The organism is Halopseudomonas oceani, from assembly GCF_002903165.1.
Lineage (GTDB): Bacteria > Pseudomonadota > Gammaproteobacteria > Pseudomonadales > Pseudomonadaceae > Halopseudomonas > Halopseudomonas oceani.
Genome location: NZ_PPSK01000018.1, coordinates 1 through 12,716 on the forward strand (window position 1 = coordinate 1; position 12,716 = coordinate 12,716).

Below are 12,716 nucleotides of genomic sequence, written 5' to 3' on the forward strand. Positions count from 1 at the left end.
AGCTGTCGATGTACGGGGGATACACGCCGATGTTTCTACTTAATGATCACTAAGTAATACCCTTAGTACACCGAGAATACTTCTTGTATCTGGCGGATTGCGCCCAGGTGCTCCTGCACAATGCCCCCAGTCGGACTCAAGCGGCCGAAAAAATGCGTTTGGTACTTGCTGTGCTTCGCTTAAGGCGTCTTCGCTGGTGAAGTAGAGATCGGTGCTGCCTGGCATGATCAGGCAACTCGCTTGAATCCCCTTTAGCGCGGCGTCGAAATCGTTGTTCCAGACTGGGTTGGCGCTGATGTCTCCCTGTTGCCATGTGTGCAACACGGCAAGCAGATTGTTGGCGTCTTGCTTGAGGTGGTCCTCTTCCCAGTACCGTAACAGCGACTCTATCGAGTCGAAGCCCAGTTCTTTATATCGCTCTTCGCGAAAGAACGCCTGGCTGTAGGCCCAGCCGGCGTAAACTCGGCCAAAGGCCTTCAGGCCGGCCTTTGGCGGGGATTGGTAACGCCCTCCATCCCAGTCTTTGTCACATGTCAGTGCTGCCTTGACCCCCTCAAGAAACACCTGGTTGTGTGGCCAGCAACGGGCGGTCGCACAAATACTGGCCACGCGCTTTACCTGGTCCGGGTACAGGCAGCCCCACTGCAGAGCCTGCATGCCGCCCATTGACCAGCCGGCGACGAGTGCGACTTCAGCGCCTGCAAAGTGCTCCTCAACCAGTCTGTGCTGCAAAACGACGTTGTCGTACAGGCTGACCTTGGGGAAATTAGGACCGCGTTGACTGTGGTGTGCGTTGGAAGGCGAGCTGGATTGGCCGTTGCCAAGCAGATTTGGAATCAGAATGCAGTAGCGTTCCGGGTCTAAGGGGCTGCCTGCACCAATCAGGGGCAGATTTCCTTCGTGTGTTCCGCCGTAGTACGTCGGCAGGATGATCAGGTTGTCACACGCAGCGTTGAGCTGGCCTATCTGTAGATAACGTAAACGGGCATCGCGCAGTACCGTTCCGCTCTGGAGCGGCCAGTCTCCGGCATGGAATTCGTCTTCAACTGCTTGATATTCGTACATATGCGGCCTCTTGGTTGGCGCCATTGAATTGATCGCCAGCGACTCGGATTCTGTCTGCCAATTAAATATGCATGCTGGCATGTATGTTGAATGAAAGATTCGTACCAAGCGCCGCAGCGGTTGCGGACAGAATCAGCGGAGTATCAACATGAGTCAGCATGTGAGCAGTGAACAATTGAAAGAGTCCCTTGCAGAGAAGGGCGTGAAGTACGCTCTGAGTGGCTACGTCGATCTGCACGGGGTGATCAAGGGCAAGTTTGTTCCGCTCAATCATCTGGGGCGGATGATGAAAGGGTCGGAGCTCTACACTGGCGCTGCGCTGGACGGTGTTCCACAGGACATCAGCGATAATGAAGTCGCGACCATGCCTGATCCTGCGACTGCCACCATCTGTCCGTGGAATCCTGAACTGGCTTGGTTCGCCAGTGACCTGTATCTGGACGGCGCGCCGTTTGAGGCCTGCTCGCGCAATATCCTTAAGCGTCAGGTCGCGCAGGCGGCGGACATGGGACTGACCTTCAACCTGGGTATCGAGACCGAGTTTTTCCTGTTTCGCGATTCCGAGGACGGCGGCTTCGAACCTATCAGCGCCCGCGACACGCTGGCCAAACCCTGCTACGACCCCCGCGGCCTGATGGACAACATGCCCATCGTCGGTGAGCTGGTCGAAGCCATGAATGCCATGGGCTGGGATGTTTACTCCTTTGACCATGAAGATGCCAACGGCCAGTTTGAAACCGACTTTACCTATACCGATGCCCTCGGCATGGCTGACCGCTTGGTGTTCTTCCGTCTGATGGCGAACGAGATTGCGCGCAAGCATGGCGGCTTTGCCAGCTTTATGCCCAAGCCCTCGGCTAATCGCACTGGCAGCGGCGCGCACTACAACATGTCGCTGGCGGATCGTGAAACCGGGCGCAATCTGTTTGATGCGGCGAATGGTGAAGACTCCTACGGCTGCGGCGTGACTCAGATGGCGTATCACTTTATTGCCGGTGTGATGAAGCACGCCAAGGCGATCAGCGCGGTGATTGCGCCGACGGTCAACAGCTACAAGCGTCTGGTGCGCAAGGGCAGCATGTCTGGCTCTACCTGGGCGCCAGTATTCGTTTGCTACGGCAACAACAACCGCACCAACATGCTGCGTATCCCGTCGCAGGGTGGCCGGGTCGAGTGTCGTGCGGCCGATATTGCCTGCAATCCCTATCTCGGCGCCGCGATGATGCTGGCTGCTGGCCTGGAAGGTATCCGCGAGGGTATGGATCCGGGTACGCCGCATCGGGAGAACATGTACAACTACACCGATCAGCAGGTGCGAGAGATGGACATTGAGCTGTTGCCGCAAAACCTCGGCGAGGCTGTCGATGCCTTCGAAGCAGACCCGCTGTCGCGCGCGGTATTCGGCGATGCGATGTTCGACAGCTTTGTCAGCTTCAAGCGTCAGGAGTGGACCGAGTATCACACCCACGTCTCCGATTGGGAGCTACAGCGCTACCTGAAGTTCTTTTAAGTCGGTTCCGCGCCGGTGACGGCGCGGTTCTTGCTGCGGAGTTACTGCCAAGCCTTCACATCATTGCCAACTAGAACCATATGGAGTTGAACCATGAAAAAGTCCGTTCCATTTGCACGACGTTTCAAGCAGGTTGTTTCAGGCGCCGTGATTGCACTGGCGGCATCGGTTGCCGTCGTACCAGCCGCTCAGGCAGAGGAAAAGGACAGCTTCAAGCTGGCCTGGAGCATCTACGCTGGCTGGATTCCGTGGAAGTACATCGATGAGTCAGGGTTGATGAAAAAGTGGGCCGATAAATACGGCATCAGTGTCGAGATCGTGCAGATCAACGACTATATCGAGTCGATCAACCAGTACAGTGCTGGTCAGTTTGATGGTGTGGTAGCAACCAGTATGGATGCGCTGTCCATTCCCTCGGCGGGCGGTGTGGATACCACTGCGTTGATCGTCGGTGATTACTCCAACGGCAACGATGGCATCGTCATGAAGGACAGCACCAGTGTGGCGGATCTGAAGGGCCAGCAGGTCAATCTGGTTGAGCTTTCGGTATCCCACTATTTGCTCGCCCGAGCGCTGGATTCGGTTGGTCTGAGCGAGAGTGACGTTACCGTAGTCAATACCAGCGACGCGGACATGGTGGCCGCCTACAACACGGATGACGTGCGCAATGTGGTGACCTGGAACCCGTTGCTGGACGAAATCCTCAGCCAGCCGGGTGCCAATCGCGTATTTGATTCCAGCCAGATTCCGGGCCATATCAAGGACCTGACCATCGTCAACACCGAAACCCTGCGCGACAACCCCGCACTCGGCAAGGCGCTGGTTGGGGCCTGGTTTGAGCTGATGGCCGAGATGGGTACCGATAGTGAAGCCGGGCAGAAGGCACGTGCCTTCCTTGGCGAAGCGTCGGCGACCGATCAGGCTGGTTACGAGGCACAGTTGGCCGGTATGAAGATGTTCTGGCAACCGGCGGATGCGCTGACCTTTATTGCCAGCGACGAAGCCTATGACGCCATGGACAGTGTCCGCGATTTCTCGTTCGAGAAGGGGCTGCTGGGCGAAGGGGCTGACTCTGCGGATTTCGTCGGGATCGAGATGCCCAATGGCAAGACACTCGGCGATACCGCTAACATCAAGCTGCGGTTTGATACCGAGTACATGCAGATGGCGGCCGACGGCGCCCTCTGAGGAGTCTGACTGCTGCGGGAGCCTGCTCCCGCAGCACTTCTGGAACACCCATGCGCAGAACCAAAGAAGACGCGGAAAAAACCCGTTTAAAAATCATCGAAGCGGCACTGACGTTATTCAGCCGCAACGGATACTCCAACACCACGCTGGCGATGATCGGCAGCGAAGCCGGCTTCAGTCGTGGCCCGATCTACTGGCATTTCAAGAACAAGGATGACCTGTTCGAGGCAGTACTGGCCTACTCGCAGGAGCCACTGGAGAAGCTGGTGGCGCAGGCGCGCAGCGGTGGCCTGTCTCCGTTGGAGCGAATCGGCGGATTTGTCCGCAGTTGGTTTGTGCTACTGGTCGAGGACGCCTGGTTTCGCCAATCCTTCGAAATCCTGCTGAATAAAACGGAGCTGACCGAGGCGATGCAGAGCACGCTTGAGCGTGAGCGGCGACTGACCCAAAGCATGATAGAAACACTGGCGTCGCTGGCCTGCTCCGCGCAGGAGCAAGGGCAGATTCCACAGGGGCAATCGGCCGGACAGCTTGCCTTGATGATCTATACCCAGTTGATGGGCGTGACCCAAACCTGGCTGTTTGCGCCGGGTTTGTTTGACCTGAATGAGCAGCGGGGATTTTTTGCTGAGCGTTTGCTGCGTTCGCTGCAGCAGCCGTAAAAAAAGAGCCCCGTTCGTCAAGGTACGAACGGGGCTAAAAGGTCAGTTACTGACCGGAGTCACGATCGGGAAGTCACCGGAAGGCACTTCCAGCATTTGCAGCAGACCGAAGAAGGCATTCGGCTCACCGCTGATCCTGATTTGCCCAGCCTTGACCGCTTCCGGGAAGGTGGTGCGGCGCAGCAGGATCTGGTCCAGCGTATCGCGGGTCATGCTGACCGTTGCCTGCGCGTTGTCATCCTGAGTATCGGCGCGATAGGTCAGCGTCGAATGCTCCAAGTTTAGACGGTAGTTCTCGTTGGTGTCTGTCAGCTGCCAGTTGATTACCAGGTGTTTGCCCTCGGCCTTGGCTGCATCCAGGCGAACGCCCATCAGGTCGAAGAACATCCCGGTATCCAGTGCTTGCAGCACGTCCGGCGACAATGAGCCGACGGTCGGTGGCAGGGTGCCGTTACGCAGTTCCTGAGCGCCCATCAGGTAAGCTCCGCGCCAAGTGCCGGCTTCTGCTTGATAACCGAGTTGCTCTAGCGCATCTGCACCCAGTTCACGCGCGGCCTGGTTGCTTGGGTCAGCAAAGACGACCTGATTCATGACGCTGGCGACCCAGCGATACTCGCCGTTGTCGTAATCCTTGCGTGCCTGCTCGATCACTTTGTCGGCGCCGCCCATGTATTCAATGGTCTTCGCCGCGTTCTGCACCGGTGGCAGCGGGTTAAGGTTGGCTGGGTTAGCGTCGTACCAGCCCATGTAGCGCTGGTAGATGGCTTTGGCGTTGTGGCGCAGGGTGCCGTAGTAACCGCGTGCGTACCATTGCTGGTCAAGGCTGGCTGGCAGTTTCAGCTGTTCGGCGATATCGCCCGGCAGGTAGCCCTTGTTGATCATGCGCACAGACTGGTCATGCAGATACTTGTACATATCGCGCTGCACCGACAGGAAGCGCTTGGCATCCTCCTGGCTCCAGATTGGCCAGTGATGCTGACCAACGACGATATCGGCGCGGTCACCGAAACGCTCCAGCGCCAGGTCGATGTAGTGCGCCCATGCGCTGGCGTCACGCACCGCTGCGCCGCGAATGGTATAGACGTTATGCATGTGCTGGCTGGTGATCTCCGCGGTATCCAGTACCTTGAACGCGGGGAAGTACATCATCATTTCCGACTCGGCCTCGGTACCGTGAGCCATCAGAAACTCGATATCCACGCCGTCAATGGTCAGGGTGCTGTTGTCCGGCACGGTATCAGTCGGTGCAATCAGCGTGCGCTCGCCTTTGGACAGCGCCTTGCCCAGACCGGTGTCGACGTGACCACGTTCGCCCGGTGGCAGCATGGCGCCGAACTGGTAGATGGCCCGGCGGCTCATCGCCGGCCCGGCGATTACGTTCTCGGAGACCGCGTGTTCCATGAAGCCGACTGGCGCATAGATACGCGTCTTGCCAGAGGCGACATCCTCATTGCTGGTGACCCCCTTTACGCCGCCCCAGTGGTCGACGTGGTTGTGGGTGTAGAGCACCGCAACAACCGGCTTTTGCGGACGGTTCTGGTAGTACAGCTCCAGGCCGGCCTTGGCGGTGGAGGGAGACAGTAGCGGATCAATGATGATCAGGCCGGTGTCACCTTCAATGATCGTCATGTTGGCCAGATCCATGCCGCGGATCTGGTACATGCCGTCGGTCACCTTGAACAGGCCGTGAATCGCGTTTAGTCGTGCCTGGCGCCAAAGGCTGGGGTTGACGGTATCGGGTGCGGTCTCGTTGTTCAGGAACGCATATTCGCTCATGTCCCAGGCAACCGAACCGTCGTCGTTGGTGACCTTGCCGTCGGGTAATTGGGCAACAAAGCCGCGCTGGGCATCAGCAAAGGCCTGCTGGTCGGCAAAGGGAAGTTGCTCCAGGACCGCGTGATTACTGGCAGCGGTTAGCTCGGTGGCTGGGTTTGGGGTAGCACCGACAGCCAGGCTGATACTGGCGGCCACGGCGCCGAGGCCGAGGATGACATTGCGTGAACGCATGGGGTGTCTCCGTGTGTCGTCGCCGTGCATGCGGCGGAATTGTTCTTGATAGCCGGCGAAGCCAGCATTGAGACACTATAGGAGGGACTGGCGATATATGGCCAATGCATTTTTATTTTAAAATCTATGCGTTATCTGCATTTCTTGTTGTATTGAAGTGAAACTGCAGCAATCGGGGGCTAGGCTTAGTGGGGCGATTTTTCCTATCGACCGCTGGCGCGTTAATTTATAATTTTGCGCTTTCGCTTGCCCGGTTACCGGGCGCTGTTAGCTGGAGGGTATGAACGAATTGATCAAGACGCCGTACTATCTCATCGACAAGAGCAAGCTCGAACGCAATATGGAGAAGATCGCCTACGTGCGTGAGCACTCCGGAGCCAAGGCGCTGCTCGCACTCAAATGCTTTGCTACCTGGTCCGTGTTCGACTTTATGAGTCAGTACATGGATGGCACTACCTCCTCCTCCCTGAACGAAGTCAAGCTGGGGAAGCTCAAGTTCCCGGGGGAGACACATGCCTACAGCGTGGCCTATGCCGATGACGAGATCGACGAAGTCTTGGCCCATTCGGACAAGATCATCTTCAACTCCATCAGTCAGCTGAACCGTTTCAGTGACGCCTCGACCGACAAGGTACGCGGCCTGCGCCTGAACCCCGGAGTCAGTAGCTCAGACTTTCTGATCGCTGATCCTGCCCGTCCGTTCAGCCGTCTGGGCGAGTGGGACGCAGCCAAGATCGAGGCGGTGTTGCCTTTGATCTCCGGCTTTATGATTCACAACAACTGCGAGAACAGCGAATTCGACCTGTTTGACCAGATGCTCGGACAGATCGAAGAACGCTTCGGCCACCTGCTTGCGCAGGTGAGTTGGGTCAGTCTGGGCGGCGGTATTCACTTCACCGGCGAAGACTATCCGCTGGATCGTTTCTGCGCCCGCCTCAAGGCGTTCTCCGAGCGCTACGGGGTTCAGGTTTACCTGGAGCCCGGCGAGGCCGCGATTACCCTGAGCACTTCCCTCGAAGTGACAGTGCTCGACACCCTCTACAACGGCAAGCAGTTGGCCGTGGTCGACAGCTCGATCGAAGCGCACATGCTCGATCTGCTGATCTACCGTCAGGAGGCCAAGATGGAGCCCTGCGCTGGCCCGCATCAATACATGGTATGCGGCAAGTCTTGCCTGGCCGGCGACATCTTCGGCGAATTCAATTTTGACAGCGAGCTGAAGATTGGCGATCGCCTGTCCTTTATTGATGCGGCTGGTTACACCATGGTCAAGAAGAACTGGTTCAACGGCGTCAATATGCCCGCCATTGCGATCAGGGAGCTTGATGGTTCGGTGAAACTGGTGCGCGAGTTCGGATTCCAGGATTACCTGGACAGCCTCTCCTGAGGCATAACCTACCCAGCCTTTCCAAGGAGGCGTTTCGAGGAAGAGAAATGAAGAAAAACGTTCTGATTATTGGTGCCGGTGGTGTGGCCCAGGTGGTCGCACACAAATGCGCCCAGCACAATGACGTGCTGGGTAACGTCCATATCGCGTCGCGTACCGCTGAGAAGTGTCAGGCCATCGTCGACAGCGTGAAGGAAAAGGGCAGCCTCAAGGTTGCCGGTGAATTGCAAGCCCATGCCCTGAATGCCCTCGATATCGAGGCCACCAAGGCGTTGATTGACAAGACACAGTCGCAACTGGTGATCAATGTCGGATCGGCTTTCATCAATATGTCGGTACTGCAGGCCTGCATCGAGACCGGTGCTGCCTACCTGGATACCGCCATTCACGAAGAGCCGGACAAGATCTGTGAGACGCCGCCGTGGTACGCCAACTACGAGTGGAAGCGCAAGGAACTGTGCGCTGAGAAGGGCATTACTGCGGTGCTGGGCGTGGGGTTTGATCCGGGCGTGGTCAACGCTTACGCTGCTGTTGCGGTGAACGAGTACTTCGATAGCGTCGAGGAAATCGACATTATCGATATCAACGCCGGCAGCCACGGCAAGTACTTCGCAACCAACTTCGACCCGGAAATCAACTTCCGCGAGTTCACCGGGCAAGTGTGGTCCTGGCAGAACAGCCAGTGGACCAGCAACAAGATGTTCGAGGTCAAGCGTACCGATGATCTGCCGGTAGTGGGCTCGCAAACCAGCTATATGACTGGCCACGATGAAGTGCATTCGCTGTCGCAGAATCTGGGTGTGCCAAACGTGCGGTTCTGGATGGGCTTTGGCGAGCACTACATCAACGTGTTCACCGTGCTGAAGAACCTCGGCCTGCTGTCTGAGCAGCCGGTGACCACTGCTGAAGGCCTGGAAGTGATTCCGCTGAAAGTGGTCAAGGCCGTGCTGCCCGATCCGTCGTCACTGGCCCCCGACTATACTGGCAAGACCTGCATCGGTGATGTGGTCAAAGGCAAGAAGGATGGCAAGGACAAGGAAGTGTTCATCTACAACGTAGCGGATCACGCCGAAGCCTATGCTGAAGTCGGCAGTCAGGGGATTTCCTACACTGCCGGTGTACCGCCGGTTGCCGCTGCCATCCTGATCGCGCAGGGCACGTGGGATGCGGGCAAGATGGTTAACGTCGAAGAACTGGATCCCAAGCCGTTCATCAACCTGCTGAACGAAATGGGCCTGCCCACCCGCATTAAGGATGAGCAGGGCGATCGCGCACTGAGCTTCTGAGTCGGTGAGCTAGAAGAAAAGGCCAGCTGAAAAGCTGGCCTTTTTCGTCACGGCGCTGTTTGTCCCCAAGGCGCGAGCAGCACCTCCAGCACGGTGCCGTCGGCATCGCGGGCGTAGCCGACCAGCTCGTCGTTGCGGCTTGGGTCTTCGGTTACCTGCTGATCAACGCGCTGACCGGCGTCGCCGATAGTCTCCAGAAAACCCTCGGGCGACAGGCTGCCGATTTCGAGTTTCACCGGGTTGTTGGTGTAGTTGCGCGGCGTGCCGTTGGTCCAGTTCATCAGCACCAGTGCCGAGCCACCGTAGCCCTGCAGAATGTACTCGTTGTACTGGCCGGCAATTGGCAGGAACAGCGATACCTTGAAGCCCAATGTGTCTGCATAGAATGCCTTGGCGGAAGCCAGATCGCTGACGCCGATACCAAAGGCGCCAAACCAGGATTCGGTAGCGCTGTCGTCGCCGACGATCTCGATCAGGTTGTTGTCCAGATCACGGCCAAAACCGACTACCGCATTACCCAGCGCAGGTCCCTGATCTACCGGCTCAACCAGAATCACGCCGCCGGCATCGCGGATTGACTGGGCAAAGGCGTTCGGGTCTCGGGCGTAGAACACCAGTTTGCCTGGGTTGCGGCTGTAGTTGCGGGCCTCGCCGTCGGTAAAGCCCATCAGCACAATCTGCGAACCCTTGTTGTCGGCAGAGCGCAACACCACCTCGTCGCGGTTGTCGCGGGTGCGGCGTGTCACCTGCTGCATGCCCAGCGCCTCTTGGTAGAAGCTGACGGAGGCTTCCAGGTCTGCAACGCCGATGGCGGCGCCGGCCAGATAGGGGCGAATCGAGCGGCGAAGCTCAAGCATAGTGCCGTCGGCATCGGCCGCGTAGCCGACCAGTGCGCCGTTGAGGTCAGCATCGGTGCTGGGGGCAGGCGCCTGGTTTATCGGCAGGTTGGCTTTTTCAATGTCGTCGGCGAGCAGAGCGGGATCGGCGCTGGCTAGCTCGAGCTTGATCGGGTTGTCCTGGTAGTCGTAGGGCGCGCCGTTGGTCCAGTGCATCAGCACCAGCGCAGAGCTGCCGGGCACGGGTGAGGTCAGAATATATTCGTCATATTGACCGGGAATGGAAAGAAACTGGTCCTGTTCGAAGCCGAAGGTGTTGGCGTAGAAGTCGCGGGCCGCTTCCAGGTCAGAGACACCGATGCCGACGGCGCTGAGGTACGAGTGGGTGGCGTCGCTGGCACCGACGATTTCGATCAGGTTGTTGTCCTGGTCTCGCCCGAAACCAACGATTACACCGCCGACACTCGGCTGCGGAGCCGGCGGTACAACAATGCGCCCGCCTGCGGTGGCAAAGGCCGTAGCAAAAGTTGCTGGGTCCTTGACGTAGAACGCCAGCTTGCCCGGGTTTTGCTGCACGTTGCGGCCGACGCCGTCAGTGAACTCCATCAGTACGACCAGCGCGCCGCGCTTGTCGGCAGGCTCCATGACGACTTCGATGCGGTTGTCACGCGTCAGGCGCTCACGCTCGGTCATGCCCAACCCGTCTCGATAAAGAGCGACAGCGGCGTCGAGATCGGAAACGCCGAGGCCGACGGCCTGCAGATAGGCGGGAGTTGCTCGGGAGGCCGCGGGCCCTGCAGGCGGCGTCTCGTCACTGCTTCCGCCGCCGCCGGACAGGCAGCCGCTGACAAAGGCTAGAAACGCACAGATAGCTAAGGCGCGGAGATGCTGTTGGAACATGCCGAGCTCCTTCATTGTTGTTGTTTGGTCGGCTGAGTCAGGTTTTGTAAGTCGGCGCAGTGCGCGAGACGGCGTGACTGGTCGGCAGTCACAATAATGAATGAACGTTCGTTCTGTTTCAAGGGGTATTCACCAGCGCCATGCCTCTTCATCCGCTTCGCCTCGTTTTGCCGCGGATGGGGTATGATCCGGGCACGCCCTATTGGCCAGAGTAAACACAGGTAGCGCTCCATGAATGCCCCCGTATCCCTTGGTTCCCTTGCCGAACGCCTTGCCGGTGTTGGCGATGTCGAGTGTGTCACCCCGGACTTGAACGGTATTCCCCGTGGCAAGGTAATGACCGGCGAAGGCTTTCTTGCGGATCGTCGGCTGCAGCTGGCGCGTGGGGTGCTGCTGCAGTGCGTGATGGGTGGCTACCCGGAGGCGCAGTATTACGGCAGCGACGATGGCGATCTGGTGTTGCGCCCGCTGCTGGATCAGGTGCACGTGCTGCCGTGGATTGAGCGCCCTCGTGCAATGGCCATCTGTGAAGCCGTGGAGCTGGACGGCCAGCTGTCCGGCTTGTCGACTCGAGCGCTGCTGAGCCGTGTAGTCGAACGTTACGCCGAGCGCGGTTGGGCGCCGGTGGTAGCGACCGAGCTGGAGTTCTTTCTGTTCGAGCCCAATCGTGACGACACCCAGCCGTTCCAGCCGCCGGTGGGACTGGATGGCCGCCGCGAAGCCGGTTACGGCGCGTTCAGTGTCAGCACCAGCAGCGGCCTCAAGCCGTTCTTCGACGAGCTGGCCGACACCATGGCCGCGCTGGGCATTCCTCGCGATACCTTTATGCACGAGATGGGCGTCAGCCAGTACGAGATCAATTTTGTCCATGGTGATCCGCTGCTGATTGCCGACCAGACCTTCCTGTTCAAGCACGCGCTGCATGAAGTCGCGCTCAAGCACGGGCTGATTGCCGTGTGCATGGCCAAGCCGCTGGCGCGCGTGCCCGGCTGCTCGATGCACATCCACCAGAGCGTGGTGGAGCAGGGGAGCAGCAACAATATCTTTACCGATGCAGACACCGGCGAGGCCACGGCGCATTTCGGGCACTTCATTGGTGGCCTGCAGCAGTGCATGGGCGAGCTGACGTTGCTGATGGCGCCCTACATCAACTCCTACCAGCGTTTCTGCCACGCGTACGCATCGCCAAACAACCTGTGCTGGTCGCACGACAACCGCTCCGCCGGCCTGCGTATTCCGGCCAGCGGCCCGGAAGCGCGCCGTGTCGAAAACCGCCTGCCCGGCGCCGATGCCAACCCCTACCTGAGTGTGGCAGCCTCACTGGCTGCGGGCCTGTATGGCATCGACAACCAGTGCGAGCCATCTGCTCCGGCCCAAGGCGAGTTCGAGGCACCGGACGAGCTGACCCTGCCCGGCACGTTGCACGACGCCATCCTGCGGCTGGATCGCAGCACGCTGGCGCGTGAGCTGTTCGGCGCCGAGTTTGTTGACGGCTTCCTCGCCAGCAAGCGCATGGAGCTGCAGAGCTTTATGGATGAAATTACGCCGTGGGAGAGGCGCTTTCTCGGCAGCCAGGTTTAGGCGAGCAGCTGCGACCGCGCCTGTCGCAGCGCGGTGATAGACTGCGGTCTGTTAAGGGTCTGTTGCTGTTTCGTTCCCCCGTCTGCCGGAGGCTGTTTTTCGGCCAGGCAAGGCGGAAAGAGCGCAGTGTGGTCGCTCCACATAAGCGACTGACAACGCAGCATGGCCGAAAAATAGCCCCGGCCCTGCGGGTTGCGCCTGTAAAGCCGCCACTCGGCGTCGCTCGGCGCTTACGTGGAATGACCACGCTACGCTTCTCGCTCCTTGATTGACAGCTTTACAGGCTGCAACAGG

9 protein-coding genes are annotated in these 12,716 nt (G+C 58.8%); 6 read left to right on the plus strand and 3 right to left on the minus strand.

Translation table 11 applies throughout. The annotated features are described in order from the left end of the window. Positions 1 to 39 precede the first annotated feature (39 nt). A complete protein-coding gene (locus C1949_RS15425) occupies positions 40 to 1,065 on the minus strand; it encodes an alpha/beta fold hydrolase (RefSeq protein ID WP_104739366.1) in 1,026 nt (341 codons plus the stop codon). 148 nt (positions 1,066 to 1,213) lie between these two features. Between C1949_RS15425 and glnT the strand changes: the two genes are divergently transcribed. The 3 genes from glnT (at position 1,214) to C1949_RS15440 (ending at position 4,425) form a co-directional block, all read left to right on the plus strand. Beyond that, positions 1,214 to 2,575 (plus strand): type III glutamate--ammonia ligase, encoded by a 1,362-nt coding sequence (glnT, locus tag C1949_RS15430; protein WP_104739367.1) that lies wholly within the window; start codon positions 1,214 to 1,216, stop codon positions 2,573 to 2,575. Positions 2,576 to 2,668: 93 nt separating this feature from the next. Beyond that, complete coding sequence (locus tag C1949_RS15435; RefSeq protein ID WP_104739368.1) at positions 2,669 to 3,763, plus strand: putative urea ABC transporter substrate-binding protein; 1,095 nt, start codon at positions 2,669 to 2,671, stop codon at positions 3,761 to 3,763. 50 nt (positions 3,764 to 3,813) lie between these two features. Further along, positions 3,814 to 4,425, plus strand: coding sequence for a TetR family transcriptional regulator (locus C1949_RS15440; protein WP_104739369.1), 612 nt, complete (start codon positions 3,814 to 3,816; stop codon positions 4,423 to 4,425). A gap of 42 nt (positions 4,426 to 4,467) precedes the next feature. On the opposite strand, the gene C1949_RS15445 is transcribed toward C1949_RS15440, so the two are convergent. Further along, the gene (locus C1949_RS15445; protein ID WP_104739370.1) at positions 4,468 to 6,432 is read right to left on the minus strand and encodes an alkyl/aryl-sulfatase; all 1,965 of its coding nucleotides are present in this window, start codon (positions 6,430 to 6,432) and stop codon (positions 4,468 to 4,470) included. 289 nt (positions 6,433 to 6,721) lie between these two features. On the opposite strand from C1949_RS15445, the gene C1949_RS15450 reads away from it, so the two are divergent. Beyond that, the gene (locus tag C1949_RS15450) at positions 6,722 to 7,819 is read left to right on the plus strand and encodes a carboxynorspermidine decarboxylase (RefSeq protein WP_104739437.1); all 1,098 of its coding nucleotides are present in this window, start codon (positions 6,722 to 6,724) and stop codon (positions 7,817 to 7,819) included. 47 nt (positions 7,820 to 7,866) lie between these two features. After that, complete coding sequence (locus tag C1949_RS15455) at positions 7,867 to 9,105, plus strand: saccharopine dehydrogenase family protein (RefSeq protein WP_104739371.1); 1,239 nt, start codon at positions 7,867 to 7,869, stop codon at positions 9,103 to 9,105. 47 nt (positions 9,106 to 9,152) lie between these two features. On the opposite strand, the gene C1949_RS15460 is transcribed toward C1949_RS15455, so the two are convergent. Continuing rightward, on the minus strand, positions 9,153 to 10,841 hold the full coding sequence (locus tag C1949_RS15460; protein ID WP_104739372.1) for a VOC family protein: 1,689 nt from the start codon (positions 10,839 to 10,841) through the stop codon (positions 9,153 to 9,155). A 231-nt stretch (positions 10,842 to 11,072) separates the two neighbouring features. Between C1949_RS15460 and C1949_RS15465 the strand changes: the two genes are divergently transcribed. Further along, positions 11,073 to 12,422, plus strand: a complete 1,350-nt coding sequence (locus C1949_RS15465; protein WP_104739373.1) for a glutamine synthetase family protein — start codon at positions 11,073 to 11,075, stop codon at positions 12,420 to 12,422. Positions 12,423 to 12,716: the final 294 nt, after the last annotated feature.